Source organism: Kitasatospora sp. NPDC017646, assembly GCF_044329365.1.
Classification (GTDB): domain Bacteria; phylum Actinomycetota; class Actinomycetes; order Streptomycetales; family Streptomycetaceae; genus Kitasatospora.
This window is the reverse complement of the sequence record NZ_JBIRJC010000014.1, coordinates 149,362-170,084: the sequence shown is the minus strand read 5'-3', so window position 1 is coordinate 170,084 and position 20,723 is coordinate 149,362. Positions and strand designations below refer to the sequence as shown.

Annotated in this window: 16 protein-coding genes; 9 read left to right on the top strand and 7 right to left on the bottom strand. The window is 73.1% G+C overall.

The genetic code is table 11. The features are described from left to right. Nucleotides 1-607 precede the first annotated feature (607 nt). On the bottom strand, nucleotides 608-1,600 hold the full coding sequence (locus ACH4J0_RS22910; RefSeq protein WP_396242359.1) for a tetratricopeptide repeat protein: 993 nt from the start codon (nucleotides 1,598-1,600) through the stop codon (nucleotides 608-610). A gap of 514 nt (nucleotides 1,601-2,114) precedes the next feature. On the opposite strand from ACH4J0_RS22910, the gene ACH4J0_RS22905 reads away from it, so the two are divergent. Then, nucleotides 2,115-2,666 (top strand): TetR/AcrR family transcriptional regulator, encoded by a 552-nt coding sequence (locus ACH4J0_RS22905; RefSeq protein WP_396242383.1) that lies wholly within the window; start codon nucleotides 2,115-2,117, stop codon nucleotides 2,664-2,666. 73 nt (nucleotides 2,667-2,739) lie between these two features. Here ACH4J0_RS22905 and ACH4J0_RS22900 read toward each other — a convergent pair whose 3' ends face one another. The 3 genes from ACH4J0_RS22900 to ACH4J0_RS22890 form a co-directional block, all read right to left on the bottom strand. Beyond that, nucleotides 2,740-4,425, bottom strand: coding sequence for a methylmalonyl-CoA mutase (locus ACH4J0_RS22900; RefSeq protein WP_396242358.1), 1,686 nt, complete (start codon nucleotides 4,423-4,425; stop codon nucleotides 2,740-2,742). Between the two features lie 184 nt (nucleotides 4,426-4,609). Continuing rightward, the gene (locus ACH4J0_RS22895) at nucleotides 4,610-4,948 is read right to left on the bottom strand and encodes a DUF3817 domain-containing protein (RefSeq protein ID WP_030281979.1); all 339 of its coding nucleotides are present in this window, start codon (nucleotides 4,946-4,948) and stop codon (nucleotides 4,610-4,612) included. A 76-nt stretch (nucleotides 4,949-5,024) separates the two neighbouring features. Then, the gene (locus ACH4J0_RS22890) at nucleotides 5,025-5,597 is read right to left on the bottom strand and encodes a MarR family winged helix-turn-helix transcriptional regulator (protein WP_396242357.1); all 573 of its coding nucleotides are present in this window, start codon (nucleotides 5,595-5,597) and stop codon (nucleotides 5,025-5,027) included. Between the two features lie 498 nt (nucleotides 5,598-6,095). Here ACH4J0_RS22890 and ACH4J0_RS22885 point away from each other — a divergent pair, with 498 nt between their 5' ends. After that, nucleotides 6,096-7,724, top strand: a complete 1,629-nt coding sequence (locus ACH4J0_RS22885; protein WP_396242356.1) for a M4 family metallopeptidase — start codon at nucleotides 6,096-6,098, stop codon at nucleotides 7,722-7,724. A 262-nt stretch (nucleotides 7,725-7,986) separates the two neighbouring features. Here ACH4J0_RS22885 and ACH4J0_RS22880 read toward each other — a convergent pair whose 3' ends face one another. After that, nucleotides 7,987-8,298, bottom strand: a complete 312-nt coding sequence (locus ACH4J0_RS22880; protein WP_396242355.1) for a DUF3817 domain-containing protein — start codon at nucleotides 8,296-8,298, stop codon at nucleotides 7,987-7,989. 245 nt (nucleotides 8,299-8,543) lie between these two features. Here ACH4J0_RS22880 and ACH4J0_RS22875 point away from each other — a divergent pair, with 245 nt between their 5' ends. The 5 genes from ACH4J0_RS22875 to ACH4J0_RS22855 all read left to right on the top strand — a co-directional run bounded on the left by ACH4J0_RS22875 (nucleotide 8,544) and on the right by ACH4J0_RS22855 (nucleotide 12,279). Continuing rightward, nucleotides 8,544-9,347, top strand: coding sequence for a DUF2127 domain-containing protein (locus ACH4J0_RS22875; protein ID WP_396242354.1), 804 nt, complete (start codon nucleotides 8,544-8,546; stop codon nucleotides 9,345-9,347). Nucleotides 9,348-9,427: 80 nt separating this feature from the next. Beyond that, nucleotides 9,428-10,066: an AIM24 family protein gene (locus ACH4J0_RS22870; protein WP_396242353.1), complete on the top strand. Its 639-nt coding sequence runs from the start codon at nucleotides 9,428-9,430 to the stop codon at nucleotides 10,064-10,066. Next, entirely contained in the window at nucleotides 10,066-10,716 is a 651-nt protein-coding gene (locus ACH4J0_RS22865) for an AIM24 family protein (RefSeq protein WP_396242352.1), read from the top strand. Before ACH4J0_RS22870 ends, ACH4J0_RS22865 begins: the two co-directional genes overlap by 1 nt. A gap of 206 nt (nucleotides 10,717-10,922) precedes the next feature. Further along, complete coding sequence (locus tag ACH4J0_RS22860) at nucleotides 10,923-11,723, top strand: AIM24 family protein (RefSeq protein WP_396242382.1); 801 nt, start codon at nucleotides 10,923-10,925, stop codon at nucleotides 11,721-11,723. Between the two features lie 40 nt (nucleotides 11,724-11,763). Continuing rightward, nucleotides 11,764-12,279, top strand: coding sequence for a MarR family winged helix-turn-helix transcriptional regulator (locus ACH4J0_RS22855; RefSeq protein ID WP_396242351.1), 516 nt, complete (start codon nucleotides 11,764-11,766; stop codon nucleotides 12,277-12,279). Nucleotides 12,280-12,352: 73 nt separating this feature from the next. On the opposite strand, the gene meaB is transcribed toward ACH4J0_RS22855, so the two are convergent. Together meaB and ACH4J0_RS22845 are read right to left on the bottom strand one after the other, a co-directional pair. Continuing rightward, nucleotides 12,353-13,309, bottom strand: a complete 957-nt coding sequence (meaB, locus tag ACH4J0_RS22850; RefSeq protein WP_396242350.1) for a methylmalonyl Co-A mutase-associated GTPase MeaB — start codon at nucleotides 13,307-13,309, stop codon at nucleotides 12,353-12,355. A 94-nt stretch (nucleotides 13,310-13,403) separates the two neighbouring features. Further along, nucleotides 13,404-14,597 carry an acetyl-CoA C-acetyltransferase gene (locus tag ACH4J0_RS22845; RefSeq protein ID WP_396242349.1) on the bottom strand — a complete coding sequence of 398 codons (1,194 nt, stop codon included), beginning with the start codon at nucleotides 14,595-14,597 and terminating at the stop codon, nucleotides 13,404-13,406. A 252-nt stretch (nucleotides 14,598-14,849) separates the two neighbouring features. Between ACH4J0_RS22845 and mce the strand changes: the two genes are divergently transcribed. After that, nucleotides 14,850-15,293, top strand: a complete 444-nt coding sequence (gene mce, locus ACH4J0_RS22840) for a methylmalonyl-CoA epimerase (protein ID WP_396242348.1) — start codon at nucleotides 14,850-14,852, stop codon at nucleotides 15,291-15,293. A gap of 486 nt (nucleotides 15,294-15,779) precedes the next feature. Beyond that, nucleotides 15,780-20,606, top strand: a complete 4,827-nt coding sequence (locus tag ACH4J0_RS22835) for a hypothetical protein (protein WP_396242347.1) — start codon at nucleotides 15,780-15,782, stop codon at nucleotides 20,604-20,606. Nucleotides 20,607-20,723: the final 117 nt, after the last annotated feature.

The following is a 20,723-nucleotide window of genomic DNA, read 5'->3' as shown; positions in this document are numbered from 1 at the left end:
TCGGACGCGGGAGCGGCCTGCGTGCTGCGGCACTCCCGTCCCGGAACCGGCCGTCCTTGCGGGACGACGGGTCGGACCGACGACATCGGCGATCACCCCCGAGCGACAACCAGCGACCGCGCAGGGCCGCGCGGCCGGTCGAGGACAGGAACCGCCGTGGGACCGCGGATACCCCCCTGCCCTCCCTACCGCCGACCGGGGCCGGCGGATCACCCGGTGGGGATCCCGCGCTCCGCGTGGCCGACCGGCTGTCGGAGGGTGTGGAGTCTGGGACCGGGCGTGGCCGATCGTGCTTGAATCCCGGGCGAAGCACAAGGGGTGCCTTACTGACGGGTAATGCAACACCAGGTGGCGTTGATCATGGAATTGACGCGATTTGCACCCTGCGTGACGCCTTGGAGGATTCGTGGCGACGAAATCTGCCGGAAACCGCGGCGAAACACCCGTGGGTGATCACGTAACGTGACCACCCACGGGTGAAATCAAGATTTGGTAAACCTCTGTCCGGTTGACCGGATTGTCGCCAAATCACCAGGCGACACCGCAGGTCATCGGACGTGCCAGGCACTCGGTGCCAGGACCGGCCCGAACCCTGCGGAACGCGGGCTCAGAACAGCACGCGGGCCAGCGCCGCACGGGCCGCGACGACCCGCGGGTCCTCCGGGCCGATCACCTCGAACAGCTCCAGCAGGCGCAGCCGGGCGGTGTCCCGGTCCTCGCCGAAGGTCCGGCCCACGGTGTCCACCAGGCGCCCGAAGGCGTCCTCGACGTGACCGCCCACCAGATCCAGGTCGGCCGCCTGCAACTGGGTCCCGACGTCCTTCGGATCGGCCGCGGCCGCGGCCCGCACGGCCTGGAGGTCCAGGCCCTCGACCCGCTGGAGCAGCTCGGCCTGGGCCAGGCCCAGCTTGGCCTCGGTGTTGCCCGGCTGGTCGGCCAGCACGTTCTGGTAGGCCCGGATGGCACCGCCCAGGTCGCCGGCGTCCAGCGCGTCGTGCGCGGCGGCCAGCGCCGGGTCCTCCGGCCGCTGCGGGCCGGCGGCGTCCGCGGGCTCGCCCGGGGCCACCGCACCGCCGGAGATGCCGAAGCGCTGCTCGGCGACCAGGATCAGCTGGTCCAGCACCTTGCGGACGTTCGCGGCGCTCTCCGCGCCCTGGAACAGCGGCACCAGCTGGCCGGCCACCACGGCCATCACGGCCGGGATGCCCTGGATGCCGAACTGCTGGGCGATCAGCTGGTTGGCGTCCACGTCGATCTTGGCGAGCACGAAGCGGCCGGCGTACTCCTCGGCCAGGCCCTCCAGGATCGGGCTGAGCTGCTTGCAGGGCCCGCACCACTCGGCCCAGAAGTCGATGACGACCGGCACCTCGGTGGAGCGCTGGACGACCTCGGTCTCGAAGGTGTCCTCGGTGACGTCGATGACGAGCTGGTAGGCGGGCTGGGGGGCGACTCCGTCCGCTTCGGCGGCGGCCGCCTGGCGGGCCCGCTCGGCCCGGGCCTGCTCGGCCTTCTGGGCGGCCTCACCGGCCGCCTTCACTGCGGCGAGGTCGACCGCACCGCGCAGGGCGGCGCTGTTGAGACGCGAATTCCGTGGCTGCATGGCACCATCCTCCCCCGTCCGCGCTGCTGACGGGCACCAACCTCCGGAAAGTCGCCCCGCGCGGGCCGCGCGGCGCGGGTTTCCGGGCGGCGCGCCCCTCCCCCGGTAGCCTGAACCGTTCGGCGCGGATCCCCACCCGCGCCCGCGCCGTCCCCGTCCCACGGGTCCGGCGCCTGGTTGTCACTGCTTTCGCTACAGGTCGTAGCGTAACTGGAGCCGGTGGTCCGGCCGCAAGCCCCACCGGCGGTTCGGGGACGTGAGCTGCCCCACTTTCCCGGGCCGCCCGGCTGCCCGAATCGGCCAACAGTCGCTACCGTTACCAGCCCCACCCAAGTTACTTACCAGTAAATCGCAAGGAGACCCGGTGCCGGCCGCCCAGCCCTCCGCGAGCCCGGACAGCGCCGTCCCGGGCAGCACAGTCCGCGGCGGCACCGTCCGGGCCGGCACGGCCCAGGAGGGGACCACCCCGTCCCGGGCCAAGGGCCGCCCGCGCAGCGCCGCCGCGGACCTCGCGATCCTCGACGCCACCCGCGAGGCCCTGGCCGAACTCGGCTGGGGCGGGCTGACCATGGGCCACGTCGCCAGCCGGGCCGGGGTCGCCAAAACCACGCTCTACCGCCGCTGGCCGTCCAAGAACGAGCTCGTGGTGGACGCCGTCGCCAGCCTCTTCGACGAACTGGTGATGCCCGACCTCGGCAGCCTGCGCGCCGACATCGAGGCCGTGGTGGGCCAGTTCGCAGGCCTGCTGGCCCGCCCGGAGACCCAGGCCGCACTGCTCGCCCTGTTCGCCGAGGGCACCCGCGACCCGCAGCTGCGCCGCCGGATCCGGGAGGCGATCGTGGACCCGCAGAAGCGGTTGGTCCGGCAGGGCCGGGCCGCCGCCCAGGCGCGCGGCGAGCTCGAAGCCGACACCGACGCCGGATCGGCCCGCGAGGAGGTCGACATCATCTTCGACACCATCGCGGGCACGGTCGAGCACCGCGTCCTGGTCAGCGGCGAGCCGATCACCCCCGAGTGGATCCACCGCTTCACCGACCTGCTGCTCGGACCGCTCACCACGGGCTGAGGGCTTCCGGGCACGGCGGAGCCGCCCCGCACGAACTTCCGTACGGGGCGGCCCGGTTCGCGGGATCAGCCGGTCAGAACGCCGCGTTCTCCCGGTACGTCCCCCACTCCTGCCGCAGCGCGTTGCAGATCTCGCCCAGGGTCGCCTCGGCCCGCACCGCGTCCAGCATCGGCGGGATCATCGACTCGCCCGAGCGCGCCGCCGCCAGCATGGCGTCCAGCCCGGCCCGAACGGCCGCGTCGTTCCGGGCGGCCTTGCGCTCGCCCAGCGCCCGTACCTGCTCGCGCTCGACCTCGTGGCTGACCCGGAGGATCTCCAGGTCCGGGGTGACGCTGCGGGGGTGGCAGTTGACGCCCACCACGCGCTTCTCGCCCTTCTCCACCGCCTGCTGGTACTGGAAGGCCGCCTCGGCGATCTCGCCGGTGAACCAGCCCTCCTCGATCCCGCGCAGGATGCCGGAGGTGATCGGGCCGATCTCGTGGTCCTCGCGGCCCTTGTCCAGGATCCGCTGGAAGATCGCCTCGGCCTGCTGCTCGATCCGGTCGGTCAGCGCCTCGACGTACCAGGAGCCGCCCAGCGGGTCGGCCACGTTGGTGACGCCGGTCTCCTCCATCAGCACCTGCTGGGTGCGCAGCGCGATCTCGGCGGCCTGCTCGGAGGGCAGCGCCAGGGTCTCGTCCAGCGCGTTGGTGTGCAGCGAGTTGGTGCCGCCGAGCACCGCGGAGAGCGCCTCGACGGCCGTGCGCACCACGTTGTTGTACGGCTGCTGGGCGGTGAGCGAGACGCCGGCGGTCTGGGTGTGGAAGCGCAGCCACTGCGCCTTGTCCGTCCTGGCGCCGAAGCGGTCGCGCATCCAGCGGGCCCAGATCCGGCGGGCGGCGCGGAACTTGGCGATCTCCTCGAAGAAGTCCAGGTGGGCGTCGAAGAAGAAGGACAGACCGGGCGCGAAGACGTCCACGTCCAGGCCGCGGGACAGACCCAGCTCGACGTAGGCGAAGCCGTCCGCGAGGGTGTAGGCCAGCTCCTGCGCGGCCGTCGCCCCGGCCTCCCGGATGTGGTAGCCGGAGACGGACAGCGGCTTGTACGCCGGGATGCCCCGGGCGCAGTGCTCCATCAGGTCGCCGATCAGGCGCAGGTGCGGCTCGGGGGCGAAGAGCCACTCCTTCTGGGCGATGTACTCCTTGAAGATGTCCGTCTGGAGGGTGCCGTTCAGCACCGCCGGGTCCACGCCCTGACGCTCGGCGGCCACGATGTACATGCAGAAGATCGGGACGGCCGGCCCGCTGATCGTCATCGAGGTGGTGACGTCCCCGAGCGGGATGCCGTCGAACAGCACCTCCATGTCGGCGGCCGAGTCGATGGCGACGCCGCAGTGGCCGACCTCACCGAGCGACTTGGGGTCGTCCGAGTCGTAGCCCATCAGGGTGGGCATGTCGAAGGCGACCGAGAGGCCGCCGCCGCCCGCGTCCAGGATCATCCGGTAGCGCTCGTTGGTCTGCTGGGCGTTGCCGAAGCCGGCGAACTGGCGGATGGTCCAGGTGCGGCCCCGGTAACCGGTGGGGTGCAGGCCGCGGGTGAACGGGTACTCGCCCGGCCAGCCGATCCGCTCGAAGCCCTCGACGGGCTGCCCGGGGGCGGGGCCGTAGACCGGCGCGACCTCGTCGCCGGAGAGGGTGGTGAAGTCCGCGTCCCGCTTGCGGGCCTTGTCGTACCGCTGCTGCCAGCGCTGCCGTCCGCGCTCGATCTCCTCGGCGTCCATGGGCCGAACTCCGCTCCGTACGGCCGCCAGCACGGGGCGGCACAGCTATTAGGACGTCCTACTAATTTACTCGGACGTCCTAGTAGTTGTCGACGGCGGCCCGCCGCGCAACGGCGACGATCGGGGAACGCGAAGAGCGCCCCGCCCCCACCGGGGACGGAGCGCTCTCGCGGAGCTCCTCGGCTCAGACGCCGGCCGGCTGGCGGGCGCCGCCCGCCGGGAGCTGCTCGGCGGCCTCGCGGGCCACCTTGCGCTCGAAGACGAAGGACAGGAACGGGATGCAGCCCGCCGCCAGGGTCAGCACCAGTCGGCCGAGCGGCCACTTCAGCTTCTGCCCGAGCAGGAAGGTCACCACGAAGTACCCGATGTACAGGTAGCCGTGCAGCATCGCGACGTAGGTGGTCAGGTCCTCGGCCGCGCCGAAGCCGTACTTCGCCACCATGAAGCCGCAGAACACCAGCAGCGCGCAGCCGGTCGCAATGGCCAGGCCGCGGTACCAGCCCAGCAGGGGGGTCGCCTTCATACTCTTCCTCGCCTCGCTCGGCAGTTTCGACCGGTACGCCCGGATCCGCGCACCGCTCCCACGAGGGTAGCCGCCCTCACGGCCGCTCCCGAGCAGCCCCCTCGGCCGCTCCCCCGACGGGCCCCCCGGCAGTTCCCTCGTCCGGCTCCGCGAAGTCCCCGGCGGCGACGCGCAGCGGCCGGAGCAGGTCGAACACCTGGCGGCACTGGTCGGGGCCGTACTCCTCCAGACCGAACTCCATCGCCATCAGCTCCCGGGTGGCCTCCTCGACCACCTCGCGACCGCGCCCGGTGATCGCCGCGAGCACCCCGCGGCCGTCCAGCGGGTTGGGACGGCGGGCGACCAGGCCGGCCCGCTCCAGGCGGTCGACGGTGTTGGTGACGCTGGTCGGGTGGACCATCAGCCGCTCGCCGATCTTGGACAGCGAGAGCTCGCCGGTGCGGCTGAAGGTCAGCAGCACCAGCGCCTCGTACCGGGCGAAGGTCAGACCGTACGGCTTGAGCACCGCGTCGACCCGGGAGAGCAGGATCTGGTGCGCGCGCATGATCGAGGTGATCGCCGCCATCGAGGGCACGGTGCCCCAGCGGCGGGCCCAGAGCTCGTCGGCGCGGGCGATCGGGTCGAAGTCGAGTGCGAGGGGCTTGGCCACCTCCTTACCGTACCGGCGGACCGGACGTGTGCTACCAGCTGTCCTGATGGTGGACAAGCACGACACGGTGGCGGGATCCCGCCAATCGGACGGCCAGGTCCATACCTGGACATTGCGTCGGTGTGAACGGACCGCAACGGGCGCCCGGCGTACCGGGGTTGACCGACCGATGACCGAACGCCCCGCTACCAGGCCTCGGTTCGGACCGGAACCCGCTGAAAGTCGGGGTAAAAGATCCCCTTTGTCCTTCCGTTCACAATGCTTCGTCTTGGCGGGACTTGGCCAATTCATGAGCAAGACCTGTCATTTGATTTGCTTGATTGTCATGCTTTCCGCCAACCCCGTTCGACAGCCACCACCCCCACCCGACCGGTGGCAGCCGCACGACCGCTCGGGGTCCTCGCACGTCAGCGCCCGTCCCGCCCCTCAGGTGCCGATCCCGGCCCCCGGGACGCGGCGCGACCGCGCCCACACGCGGTTTCCCGGAAGGACTCGTCCGTGAAGCGAAAGCTCGCCGCAGTCGCCGTACTCTCCGCCACCGCCCTGCTGACCGGTGTGGTCCAGGGCGCCGCCGCCCAGGCCGACCCCGCTCCGCACGCCCGGGGCGCCCAGCAGCACGCCGACCTGATCGCCCAGGCGAACGGCCAGGCCGCCAAGGTGGCGCACGCCCTGTCCCTGGGCGGCCAGGAGCAACTGGTGGCCAAGGACGTCGTGGTGGACGCCGACGGCACCCGCCACCTCCGCTACGAGCGGACCTTCGCCGGACTCCCGGTGCTGGGCGGCGACCTGGTGGTGCACCAGAAGGCGGACGGCTCGACCACCGCCGTGGACAAGGCCGTCGGCACCGCGCTCGCACTGCCCAGCCTCACCCCGAAGATCCCGGCCGACCAGGCCGCCGTCCAGGCGACCGGCGCCGTGCGGTCCACCGTCGGCGTCGCCGCCGACGAGGACGAGGCGCCACTGACCGAGGTCCGGCAGGCCGGCACCGCCGCCCTGGTGGTCTGGGCCGCCGACGGCAACCCGCGACTGGCGTACCGGACCACCGTGGAGGGCCTGCGCGCCGACGGCACCCCGAGCAGCCAGGTGCTGGTCACCGACGCGGCCACCGGCCAGGTGCTCTCCACCCACGAGCAGGTGCAGACCGCCTCCGGCACCGGCAAGGGCGTCTTCGTCGGCACCGTCCCGCTGACCACCACCCAGAGCGGCACCTCGTACCAGCTCAAGGACGCCACCCGCGGCGGCCAGGCCACCTACAACCTGAAGAACAAGACCTCCGGCAGCGGCACCCTGTTCGCCAACTCCACCAACAGCTTCGGCAACGGCCTGGTCTCCAACCCGGAGTCCGCCGCCGTGGACGCCCAGTACGGCGCCGCCGCCACCTGGGACTTCTACAAGAACACCTTCGGCCGCAACGGCATCAAGAACGACGGCGTCGGCGCGGTCAGCCGGGTCCACTACGGCACCAACTACGTCAACGCGTTCTGGAGCGACAGCTGCTTCTGCATGACGTACGGCGACGGCGCCAGCAACACCCACCCGCTCACCGCGCTCGACGTGGCCGGCCACGAGATGAGCCACGGCGTCACCTCCGCCACGGCGGGTCTCAACTACTCGGGCGAGTCCGGCGGTCTCAACGAGGCCACCTCGGACATCTTCGGCACCATGGTCGAGTGGTACGCCAACCTGGCCGCCGACAAGCCGGACTACCTCATCGGCGAGCAGATCAACATCAACGGTGACGGCAAGCCGCTGCGCTACATGGACCAGCCGTCCAAGGACGGCCGCTCGGCCGACTACTGGTCCTCCTCGGTCGGCGGCCTGGACGTCCACTACTCCTCCGGCGTGGCCAACCACTTCTTCTACCTGCTCGCCGAGGGCAGCGGCGCGAAGACGATCAACGGTGTCAGCTACAACAGCCCCACGTACAACGGCTCCACCCTCGCCGGGATAGGCCGGGACAAGGCGGCGGCGATCTGGTACCGGGCGCTGACCACCTACTTCACCTCCACCACCAACTACTCGGCGGCCCGCACCGGCACCCTGAAGGCCGCGGCGGACCTGTACGGCGCCACCAGCGCCGAGTACGCCGCCGTCGCCGCGACCTGGAGCGCCGTCAACGTCAAGTGACGTACGGCACGCGGTGAGCAGGACGCCCGGGGCCTCGTTGGAGGGCAGGCCCCGGGCGTCCACCCGTGCCCGGGCCGACGGCCCGCCCGCCCCGGCCGACGACTCCCGGCCAATCCCCGCCGGCGCCCTGTTCTTCCCGGCCAACCGTTGTCATGCTTCTGACGAAAACCTCCGACCACTCCCGGCAAGAAACGGCGACAGGCTGCCGCGGCCCTTTGGGAGAGGAGGCCGCGGCAGCCTGTCGGCCGTCCACGCGGGCGGGTCAGGCGGTGGCGGGCCGCAGCTCCCCGCGCTCCTCGCGGCCGAGCATCCGCTCGGCGACGAAACCGCCGAACGGCAGCACCGAGAGCACGAGCAGCAGGACGCCGCGCTTGGCGTCCCACTTCTGCGCCTGCCAGGCCTGGATCCAGAAGATCACGTACAGGATGAACAGGATCCCGTGGACCATGCCCATCACCGGCACGGCGTCGAAGGACGTCGTCCGCTTCAGCACCGAGCAGATCAGCAGCAGGACGAAGGAGATCCCCTCGGGGGCGGAGACCAGGCGCAGGCGGTGGACGGCGCTGCTGTTCACGTTGGATACCTCAATACGGGGGTCGGAGGCGCGGCACGCTTGTGAAGCTACTCACAAGCCTTCCGGCCATTATCACCGAGCACACGTCCGGGCCCCGGGCCGGGGGTGGCCACCGTGCCGGATGTCACAGCCGCGCCGCAGAACCGCGCCGGACGCAGCAGGGCGTCGCCCGCACCCCCTATCCTGCTGCCCGCGCGCCCACCGAACCGGGCGCCACCGGCACCGCACACGGGGGTAGTCACCACATGTTCAAGCGCGACTGGGACCGCAGGACCTGCGCCAAGCGCGGCCACATCACCTACGCGCCGACCGAGCCCGAGCTGGCCTCCCGGCTGCACGCCGCCACCGCCGTCGGCGACGCCTGGCGCTGTCTTCGCTGCGGCGACTTCGCGCTCGGCGCCCCGCACGGGTCCGGCCCGGCGGCGAACGCCCCGCTGGTGCCGCGCGGCAAGGCGCTCCGGGACCTCTTCATCCTGCGCTTCCTGGCCGTCGAGCGGGTGCTGCGCGGCGTGATCATCATCCTGATGGCCTGGGGTGTCTGGAAGTTCTCCAACAGCCAGGAGGCCGTGCAGCGCGTCTTCGACGAGGACCTCACGGTCTTCAAGCCGGTCGCCGACCACTTCCACTGGGACCTCGACCACGCCCCGATCGTCGAGACGATCCGCAAGACCTTCGGCTACCAGAAGAAGACCCTGCTGGTCGTCGCGGGCGCGATGATCGCCTACGCGCTGATCGAGATCGTCGAGGCGGTCGGCCTCTGGCTGGGCCGGCGCTGGGCCGAGTACCTGACCGTGGTCGCCACGGCCGCCTTCCTCCCGCTGGAGGGCTACGAGCTGCACGAGCACGTCAGCGCGGTGAAGATCTGCACCCTGCTGCTGAACATCGCGGCGGTGCTCTGGATCATGCTCTCCAAGCGGCTGTTCGGCCTGCGCGGCGGCGTGGTGGCCTTCGAGGCGGAGCGCCACTCGGCCTCGCTGCTGGAGGTCGAGGAGGCGGCCGGCACCGTCCCCCGGCCCGGCCACGGCCACGGGGCGCACGCGCGCTCCTGACCCGGACGATTGTCCCGGGTCCGTACCGGTTGAGCCGCGCCCTCTCGCCCGGCCGCCCCGGCGGAAGCTAGATTGCGGCCGTGGCACAGTTCAGACTCCAGGGATCGCGGGTGCTCGCCGTCGAGTTGGGCGGCGACGCCGTCAAGGCCCGGCACGGCTCGATGGTCGCCTACACGGGCCAGATGACCTTCAAGAAGCTGACCGGCGGCGGGGACGGCCTGCGGGGCATGGTCGCCCGCAGACTCACCGGCGAACGGATGACCGTCATGGAGGTGAAGGGGCAGGGCACCTGCTACTTCGCCGACAAGGCCACCGAGATCAACCTGGTCCGCCTCGACGGGGAGACGCTCTACGTCGAGGCGGACAACCTGCTCTGCACCGAGTCGGGCCTGCACACCGGCACCAGCTTCACCGGGCTGAACGGCGTCTCCTCCGGCAACGGGCTCTTCACCACCAAGGTGGAGGGCCACGGCTGGGCCGCCGTCACCTCCAACGGCCCGGCGGTCATCCTGCGGGTCGGCAAGGACATGCCGCTGCGGGTCGACCCGGGCGCGTACGTCGCGCACACCGGCAGCCTGCACCGCAGCCTGAAGTCGGGCGCGGGCTGGACCACGGTGATCGGCGAGGGCGGCGGCGAGGCCGTCCAGATCGAGTTCACCGGCGAGGGCCTGGTGTACGTCCAGCCCTCCGAGAAGGTCACCGTCGGGGGTGACGTCTGATGGGCTTCACCCGGATCAACGGGAAGATGGTCGAGGCCCAGGTGGTGCCCGGCCAGCGGCTGTTCAGCCAGCGCGGGGCGATGCTCGGGTACACCGGTGACGTCCGGTTCACCCCGAACATCACCGGCGGTCAGGGCGGGGTGATGTCGATGATCGGCCGCCGGGTCGCCAACGAGGACACCCCGCTGATGACCGTCGAGGGCCAGGGCCGGGTGATGTTCGGCCACGGCGGCCACCACGTCCACGTGATCGACCTGACCGGCGACACCCTGTTCGTCGAGGCGGACCGGCTGCTCGCCTTCGAGGGCACGCTGCGGCAGTCCACCGTGTTCCTCGGTTCGCAGGGCGGGGTGATGGGCATGGTCCGCGGCCAGGTCAGCGGGCAGGGCCTGTTCACCACCCGGCTGGAGGGCCACGGCTCGGTCGCGGTGATGGCCCACGGCGGGGTCTTCGAGCTGCCGATCACCCCCGGCCAGTCGGTGCACGTCGACCCGCAGGCGTACGTGGCGCACCGTGGTGAGGTGCGCAACAAGCTGTCCACCGCGATCGGTTGGCGCGAGATGATCGGCCGCGGCTCGGGCGAGGCGTTCCAGCTGGAGCTGTCCGGGCAGGGCACGGTGTACGTCCAGGCGAGCGAGGAGAAGCTCTGATGTCCTACCCGCCGCAGCCGCCGCAGGTGCCGTACGGGCAGTCGCCGCACGACCAGCCGACCCAGCCGGGCTTCACGGTGCCGCCGGTGCCGCCGGTCCACGGCCGCTCCTCCGACTACCCGCCACCCCCTCCCCCGCCGCCCGGCTACCAGCCGCAACCCCAACCGGCCTACGCCCAGGAGCAGTTCGGCGGCCCGCCGGCACCGCTGCCGACCACCCACGGCGGCGCGGGGCCGGTGGTGCACGACGCCTACACCCTGCCGGCCAACGACAACGTCAACCCGTACGCCTTCGCCGTCGACCTGAACGGCTCCTACTTCCTGCAGAAGGGCAAGATGGTCGCCTACTACGGCGACATCACCTTCCGCGGCGTCGGCGCCGGAATGGTCGACCGGGTGCTCGGCCAGCACTTCAACTCGCCGCTGCACGCGGCGGACTGGGTGGTCGCCCAGGGCAGCGGCAAGCTGCTGCTGGCGGACCGCGCGTACGACCTCAACTCCTACGACCTGGACGACGGCAACCTGACCGTCCGCTCCGGCAACCTGCTCGCCTTCGACCCGACGCTGCGGCTCAAGCAGTCGATCATCCCGGGCTTCCTGACCCTGATCGGCACCGGCCGCTTCGTCGCCGCCTCCAACGGGCCGGTGCACTTCGTGGAGCCGCCGGTCCGGGTGGACCCGCAGGCGCTGGTCGGCTGGGCGGACTGCCCGGCGCCGTGCCACCACTACGACCACGACTACCTGCACGGGGTGGTCGGCGGCCTGCGGCGGCTGACCGGCATCGGCGGCGCCTCCGGCGAGGAGCACCAGTTCGAGTTCATCGGCGCCGGGCAGGTGCTGGTGCAGTCGAGCGAGCAGCTGATGGCCGAGCGGTCGGTGGGCCGGGTGGACGCCGAGGCGGGTGTGCCGGGCGGCGGGGTCCCGCCCCAGCCCGGCCACGGCGGCGGCCACCCCAACCCGCCGGGCCTCGGTAACCTGGGCGAACTCGGCCGGCGTTTCGGCCTGTAAATTTGTACAACATTGAACTAAATCCGCTATGCTGGGTCCCATGGATACGCACACGATCGACACTGCGGACACCCCTGAGCCGCAGCCCGAGGAGGAGACTCCCTGGCTGACCGCCAGGGAGCAGCGGATGTGGCGCGCCCATCTGGAGGTCGCCAAGCTGCTGGACTACCAGCTCAGCCGCGAACTCCAGCCCCACAACCTGGCGATCAACGACTACGAGATCCTGGTCGTGCTCTCCGAGGCGCCCGACCACCGGATGCGGATGACCGACCTCGCGACCGCCACCCTGCAGTCCAAGAGCCGGCTCTCCCACCAGATCACCCGCATGGAGAACGCCGGCCTGGTGCTGCGTCAGGAGTGCCCCGGCGACCGCCGCGGCCTCTACGCCCACCTAACCGAACAGGGCTGGGAGACCATGCAGCGGGTCGCCCCCGACCACGTCCGCAGCGTCCGGGCCCACTTCATCGACCGCTTCACCCCGGACCAGCTCGACGCCATCTACGAGGCCCTGGCCCCCGTCGCCGAGCACCTCCGCGGCCTCCGCGGCCGCTCGTAGCGCCCTCACCTGCGCGCGGGAAGTCGGCCGGGCCGACTTCCCGCGCGCAGGTGAGCCCGGTGAGCCGCCGTGATCAGCCGGCGGTCAGGCCGGCGACGAGTTCGTCGGCCGCGCCGTAGGGGTCGAGCGCTCCGGTGGCCACGCGTTCGGCGAGGCCGGCCAGGAGGCGGTCGCCGGAGAGGTCGCCGATCCGGGCCCGCAGTTCGGCCAGGGCGATGGCCTCGATCTCCTGGGCGGCCCGGCGGCGGCGGCGCGCGGCCAGTTCGCCGTGCTCCTCCAGCCAGGCGCGGTGCTTCTCCAGCGCCTCCACCACCTCGTCCACTCCCTCGCCGCGCGCCGCGACGGTCTTGACGATCGGCGGGCGCCAGTCCCCCGGCTCGCGGACCTCGCCGAGGCCCAGCATGTGGTTCAGCTCCCGGGCGGTGGCGTCGGCGCCGTCCCGGTCGGCCTTGTTGACCACGAAGACGTCGCCGATCTCCAGGATGCCCGCCTTGGCGGCCTGGATGCCGTCTCCCATCCCGGGGGCCAGCAGCACCACGGCGGTGTCCGCCTGGGCGGCGATCTCGACCTCGGACTGGCCCACGCCCACGGTCTCGACCAGGATCACCTCGCACCCGGCCGCGTCCAGCACCCGCAGCGCCTGCGGCGCCGCCCAGGACAGCCCGCCGAGGTGCCCGCGGGTGGCCATCGAGCGGATGAACACCTCCGGGTCGGTCGCGTGGTCCTGCATCCGGACCCGGTCGCCCAGCAGCGCCCCGCCGGAGAACGGCGAGGACGGGTCGACGGCGAGCACCCCGACCCGCTTGCCGAGCCGCCGGTAGGCGGAGACCAGCGCCGAGGTGGAGGTGGACTTGCCGACCCCGGGCGAGCCGGTCAGGCCCACGGTGTAGGCCTGACCGGTGTACGGCGCCAGTGCGGCCATCGCCTCCCGCAGCTGCGGGGCGGCGTTCTCGACCAGCGTGATCAGCCGGGCGACCGCCCGCGGCCGGCCCTCCCGGGCCTGCTCGACCAGCGTGGCGACATCGATCATCAGGGTCTCCTTGCGCAGATGCCGAGGGGCCTGGAAGCCCCAAGGGGCCGCGGACCACTTGTGGCGGTCCGCAGCCCCGAGGTCAGAGCGTCGATCAGGCCCTCGGCACGCGCACGATCAGCGCGTCGCCCTGGCCGCCGCCGCCGCACAGCGCGGCCGCGCCGACCCCGCCGCCGCGGCGCTGCAGCTCCAGCGCGAGGGTGAGCACCACGCGGGCGCCGGACATGCCGATCGGGTGGCCGAGCGCGATCGCGCCGCCGTTGACGTTGACGATGTCGGAGGAGACGCCCAGGTCCTTCATCGACTGGTGGGCGACGGCCGCGAAGGCCTCGTTGATCTCGATCAGATCGAGGTCGGAGACCTCCAGGCCCTCCTTGCCCAGCGCGTGCCTGATCGCATTGGACGGCTGCGACTGGAGCGAGTTGTCCGGGCCGGCCACGTTGCCGTGCGCGCCGATCTCGGCGATCCAGGTGAGGCCCAGCTCCTCGGCCTTGGCCTTGCTCATCACGACCACGGCGGCGGCGCCGTCGGAGATCTGCGAGGAGGTGCCGGCGGTGATGGTGCCGTCCTTGGTGAAGGCCGGGCGCAGCCTGGCCAGGCCCTCGACGGTGGTGTCGGCGCGGATGCCCTCGTCCTGGCTGAACAGCACCGGCTCGCCCTTGCGCTGCGGGATGGCGACCGGGACGATCTCGGCGTCGAAGACGCCGTCGGCCTGCGCCTTGGCGGCCCGCTGGTGGGAGGCGGCGGCGATCTCGTCCTGCACCTCGCGCGGGATGCCCAGGCGGGTGTTGTGCTTCTCGGTGGACTCGCCCATCGGGATGTTCTCGTAGGCGTCGGTCAGGCCGTCGTACGCCATGGCGTCGAGCACCTCGACGGCGCCGTACTTGTAGCCCTCGCGGGACTTCGGCAGCAGGTGCGGGGCGTTGGTCATGGACTCCTGGCCGCCGGCCACCACGATGTCGAACTCGCCGGCCCGGATCAGCTGGTCGGCCAGGGCGATCGCGTCGAGGCCGGAGAGGCAGACCTTGTTGATGGTCAGCGCCGGGACGTTCATCGGGATGCCGGCCTTGACGGCGGCCTGGCGGGCCGGGATCTGGCCGGCGCCGGCCTGCAGCACCTGGCCCATGATCACGTACTGGACCTGCTCCCCCGTGATCCCGGCCCGCTCCAGCGCGCCCTTGATCGCGAAGCCGCCGAGGTCGGCACCGGAGAAACCCTTGAGGGAGCCGAGCAGGCGACCCATCGGGGTCCGCGCACCGGCAACGATCACAGAGGTGGTGTTGGTCATGGGACGGGCCCCTTCGCACGTCGTGGCCAGGTGAGGATGCGCTCAGGGTACTGACCCGTTTTCCGCCCGTCACCGGAGCGACGGTGTGATCGAGCGCACTGGCACCGTCCAGTCAACACCGTGTCAACGCGGTCCGGGTGAACGTTCGGGTGGAAGTCCGCGTGTGAGCAGGCTCGCACGTCCGGCACTGGCGCGGGCTCGGGCCCGTACGCTGCACTGGGTCCACTTTCCGTCCACGCCCTGGAGGTCGCCGTGCTGACCCGTATCGACCACATCGGCATCGCCTGCCGAGACCTCGACAAGACGGTCGAGTTCTACCGCGCCACCTACGGCTTCGAGGTGTTCCACAGCGAGGTCAACGAGGAGCAGGGCGTCCGCGAGGCGATGCTCCGGATCAACGGGACGGACGACGGCGGCGCCTCGTACCTCCAGCTGCTGGAGCCGACCCGGCCGGACTCCACCGTCGCCAAGTGGCTGGAGAAGAACGGCGAGGGCGTGCACCACATCGCCTTCGGCACCGCCGACGTGGACGGCGACGCCGAGGCCATCCGCGGCAAGGGCGTCCGGGTCCTCTACGACGAGCCGCGGACCGGCTCGATGGGTTCGCGGATCACCTTCCTGCACCCGAAGGACTGCGGCGGGGTGCTGACCGAGCTGGTCACGTCCGCCCGGTCCACCGAGGACGGAGGGCACTGAGAACCGCCCGACACCGGCCGTTCCGGCCCGAAGAGGTCCTAGCGACCCGTCAGTAACCTGGTCGGGCAGCCGGAAAACCACCACGCGGCCATTCCCCCGCGGTGCGCGCCCACTACAATGCCCAGGTGCGCGACGAATCCGGGGGACGGAGGCGACGGGCACGGCCGATGACAGGCCTGTCCGCCCTCCGGTGGTCGGCCCGTCGCAGGGGAGTCCAGTACGCGGGCACGGCTGAGCAGTCGCAAGACGGATCTGTCACCATTCTCCACAGGCAAGAGTTCGCCCAGGAGTCCACCCGGACGGGGGAACGCGGCACCCCCGCGCTCCCGCGGCCAGGACTCCGACGACCGCGGCGGACGCCCCCGGCTTGGCACGGGGTCGTCCGGTGGCCGCGGATGCAAGGACCAGTCGGACCGGCACCCCGGACAGGGGCGCCCCGGACCGGCCGGGTCGAGGACGCGACCAGGAGATGGATGGGACCGCGGAGTGCGGGGCAACGACCGCTACGAGGTTGACGATCACCTCTCCCAGTTCGAGGCCGAGATGGGTCGGACTCGGAAGGAGCGGGACAAGGCAGTCGAGCATGCCGAGGACCTCGCCTACCAGGTGGAGGTGCTCCGGGCCAAGCTGCACGAGTCCCGGCGCATGCTCGCCCAGCCGCGCGCCTTCGACGCCGTCTCCGGCCAGGCCGAGCAGATGCTCCGCACCGCCGAGATGCAGGCCCAGCAGATGCGCGCGGACGCCGAGCGCCAGCTGCGCGACTCCCAGGCCGCCACCCAGCGGATCATGGCCGAGGCCGCCGAGCGCACCGCCCGACTGGAGGCCGAGCTCACCGCCCGCCGCCGCCAGCTGGAGGAGGAGCTCACCGAGCTGCGCCGCTCCGCCGAGCAGCACGTCAACGGCTGGGCCGAGCAGACCCGGACCGGCTCCGAGCAGGAGGCCCAGCGCCTGCTGCAGGAGGCGCGCGCCGAGGCCGAGCGGATGGTCGCCGCGGCCCGCGCCGAGGCCGCCGCCCTCTCCGACCACGCCCGCGCCCAGACCGCCGCCGACGTGGACGCCGCCCGCGGCGAGGCCCAGGCCGCCGCCGAGGCCGCGCTGCAGAAGGCCCAGAGCGACGCCGAGCGCCTGCTGCGCGCCGCGTCCGAGCACGCCCAGCAGGCCGGCGCCCAGGCCGCCGCCGACGTGGACGCCGCCCGCGGCCAGGCCCAGCAGGAGCTGGCCGCCGCCCATGCCGCCGCCGAGCAGCAGCTGGCCGCCGCACAGGCCGAGATCGGCCGGCTCAAGGAGCAGGCCGCCGCCGAGCAGGCCCGCGCCGAGCAGCAGCTCGGCGCCGCGAAGACCGAGATAGAGCGGCTGCGCGCCGAGGCGATCGCCGAGGCCGAGCGCACCCGCCGGGAGGCCGCCGAGCTGCGCGCCCAGGCGGAGCAGGCCGCCGAGCAGCTCCAGGCCGACGCCGAGGCCGCCGCCGAGCGCAAGGTCGCCGACGGCGAGGCCGCCACCGAGCAGCGCTCGCAGACCGCCCGGGCCGAGATCGCCCGTCTGGTCGCCCAGGCCACCAAGGAGTCCGAGGCGATCCGCGCCGAGGCCGAGGCCGTCCGGGCCGAGGCGGCCACCAGGCAGGCCGAGGCGGACGCCGCCAAGGCCGCCGCCGCCGAGGAGGGCGAGCGGCTGCGGGCCACCGCCGAGTCGGTCGCCGCCCAGCTGAAGGCCGAGGCCGAGGCCGCGATCGCCGAGCTGCGCGCCCAGGCCGAGCGGGACGTGGCCGAGCTGCGGGCGCAGGCCGAGGCCGACGCCCAGCGGCTGCGCGGGGAGGCCGAGGAGGCGGGCCGGGCGGCCGGTGCCAAGGACGCCACCGTCCACCTCGCCAAGGCCGCCAAGACCGCCGAGGAGGTGCTCGGCCGGGCCAACCAGGACGCCGAGGCCGCGCGCGGCGAGGCCGCCACCGAGGCCGAGCGGATCCGCGCCGAGGCCCGGGCCGAGGCCCAGCGGCTGCGCGAGCAGGCCCAGGCCGCCGTCGAGCAGGCCCAGAACGCCGCCCTGGACGACGCCGCCGCGATCCGCGAGCGCATCGAGCAGATGCAGGACGAGGCGGCCCGGCTGCGGGCCGAAGCCGAGGAGCTGCGCGCCCAGGCCGCCGCCGAGGCCGACCGCTCCCGCAGCGAGGCCCGCCGCCAGGCCGTCCTGCAGATCGAGGAGTCGGCGAAGAACGCCGAGGAGCTGCTCACCAAGGCCAAGGCCGACGCGGACGAGCTGCGCGCGGGCGCGGCCGGGGAGATCGAGCGGCTGCGCGAGCAGGCCCAGGAGCAGGCCGCCGAGACCCAGGGGCGGGCCGAGCAGACCCTCGCCCGGGCCCGGGCCGAGGCCGAGAAGATCACCACCGCGGCCGAGCAGCAGGGCCAGGACGCCCTGGCCGCCGCCAAGGCCGCCGCCGCCGAGAACCGGACCGCCGCCGAGCGCGAGACCGCCGAACTCCGGCGCGAGGCCGCCGAGTTCGACCAGCGGGTGCGGTCCGAGGCGAGCGCCGCCGCTCAGGCCCTGACCGCCGACGCCCAGGCCGAGGCGAACGCCGTCCGGGACGCCGCGGTCGCCGACGCCGAGCGGGTGCGCACCGAGGCCGACACCGAGGCCGCCCGCACCCGGGCCGAGGCCGAGGCCGCCGCGAACGCGCTGCGCGAGGAGAGCCGGCGCGAGCACGAGGAGGCCGCCGCCGGGCTGCGGCGCGAGCGCGAGGAGACCGCCGAGCAGCTGGCCGGCGCCCGGGCCGCCCGCGAGCAGGCCGAGCAGGCCGCCGCCGAGCTGACCGAGCGCACCGCCGCCGAGACCGCCGAGGTCCGCGCGGCCGCCGACCGGTACGCCGCCGAGCAGCGCGAGAGCGCCGACCGGGAGACGACCGAGCTGCGCGAGAGCGCCGACCGGTACGCCGCCGAGCAGCGCGCCCAGGCCGAACAGGCCGCCGCCGAACTGCGCGCCCTCGCCCAGCAGGAGACCACCCAGCAGCGCGAGAACGCCGAGGCCTACGCCGACCGCGTCCGCACCGAAGCCGAACAGCACGCCACCGAACTCGCCGAGCGCACCGCCGCCGAGACGACCGAGCTGCGCGAGGACGCCGACCGGTACGCCGCCGAGCAGCGCGCCCAGGCCGAACAGGCCGCCGCCGAACTGCGCGCCCTCGCCCAGCAGGAGACCACCCAGCAGCGCGAGAACGCCGAGGCCTACGCCGACCGCGTCCGCACCGAAGCCGAACAGCACGCCACCGAGCTGCGGGCCGAGGTCGAACGGCACGCCACCGAGGTGCGCGCCGAGGTCGAGCAGTACGCCGTCGACCGCCGCACCGAGGCCGACGAGCTGCTGGAGCAGGCCACGGCCGCCGCCGAGCAGCGCCGGGCGGAGGCCGCCCAGGACGCCAAGGCGACCCGCGAGAAGGCCGCCGCCGAGCTGGCGCTGGCCAACGAGCAGGCCGAGACCGTACGGGCCGAGGCCGGCCGGGAGCTGTCCGAGGCACGCGCCACCGCCGACGGCATCCGCGCCGAGGCCACCGCCGTCCTGGAGCAGGCCCGGGCCGACGGCGAGGACGTGGTCGCCGCTGCCAGGGCGGAGGGCGCCGAGCTGGTCGCCACCGCCGAGGAGGAGGCCGCCGAGGTCCGCCAGTCGGTCGCCGGCCTGCACGAGGCCGCCGCCGAGCAGATCGCCGCGCTGCGGGCCACCGCCGAGCAGGAGGCCGCGGACACCCGCGACCGGGCCGAGCAGGACGCCGCCGAGGTCCGCGCCCTCGCCGAGCGGGAGACCGCCGAGCAGCGCGAGGCGGCCGAGAGGTACAGCGCCGAGCAGCACGAGGCCGCCGACGCGTACAGCGCCGATCTGCGCGCCCGGACCGAGGCCGAGACCACGGCCCTGCGCGAGCAGACCGAGCTGGAGCTCGCGGCCGTACGCGAGGCCGCCGAGGCCGAACTCGGCCGTCAGCGCGCCGAGGCCCAGGCCTACGACGAGCAGCTGCGCGCCGACGCCGAGGCCGAACTGCGCGCCGCCCAGGAGGCCGCCGAGCAGCTGCGCGCGGACGCCGACGCCCAGGCCGCCCGTACGGTGGCCGAGGCGGAGGCCCAGGCCGCCCGGACCGTCGCCGAGGCCGAGGAGCTGGCCGCCGGGCTGCGCGCCGAGGCCGAGGAGTACGCCCTCGCCACCCGCACCCTGGCCGACGAGTACGACGCCGCCACCCGCACCCGCGCCGACGCCTACGACGCGGAGACCCGGGAGGCCGCCGAGCAGTTCGACAAGGCCACCCGGGACCGGGCCAAGTCCGTCCTGGAGAAGGCCTTCGCGGACGCGGAGGCGCTCGGCGAGGACGCCCAGACCACCGCGCTGGCCACCACCGCCGCCGCCGAGGAGCAGGCGGACGCGATGGTCGCCGCCGCGCGCAAGGAGGCCGACCGGCTGGTCGCGGCCGGCGAGGCCGCCGGTCAGGCCGAGGTCGAGAAGGGCCGTTCCGACGCGGACGCCCTGCTCGCCGAGGCCCGCCGGGACGCCACCGCGATCCGCGAGCGCGCCGAGGAACTGCGCGAGCGCACCGACGCCGAGGTGGAGGCGCTGCACGAGCGGGCCCGCAAGGAGAACGCCGCGGCCATGAAGTCGGCCGGCGAGCGGGTGGACGCGCTGGTGACGGCCGCTCAGGAGCAGCTGACGGAGGCCGAGGAGCAGGCGGTGGCCACCGTCGCCGAGGCCGAGGACCGGGCCGCCGCCCTGGTCGCAGCCGCCGAGGACCGGGCCGCCGAGCTCACCTCGGAGGCCTCCGCGGAGGCCAGCAAGGTCCGGCTGTCCGCCGTCCGCAAGGCGGAGGGCCTGCTCAAGGAGGCGGAGACCAAGCTCGCCAACTCCACCGACCGCGCCGAGGCGCTGATCGAGAAGGCCGAGGCCAAGCTGGCGTCGGCCGAGACGGAGGCCGAGGAGCGGCTCGACAGCGCGGCGACCGAGGCGGAGAAGCGGCTGCACGACGCCGACCGCACCGCGGACGAGCAGATCGAGCTGGCGAAGGCGGAGGCCGAGCGGCTGATCGCCGAGGCGAAGGCCGAGGCCAAGCGGGTCACCGACGAGGGCCGGCGGGAGCTGGACGAGCTGGTGCGCCGCCGCAAGGACATCAACACCGAGATCTCCAGGGTCCAGGACGTGCTGTCGGCGCTGGAGGCGTTCGAGGCACCGTCACCGGTCGCCCAGACCAACGGGGGAAGCAACACCAAGAAGGACGGGGGCGCCAAGGCCGGTGCCGGAGTTGGCTCCCCTCGGTCGGGTGGCAATCGCTCCAAGAACGCACCACCCGATTGAGCGGACATTGGCGGTCATTGTCCGTGAGAGAACGGCATTTCGCCGCCGACACTCCGGTACCGTGTCAGGATTCCCTCAACCACCTCAGCGGTTCGACGACAGGAAGCCCAGAGTCCC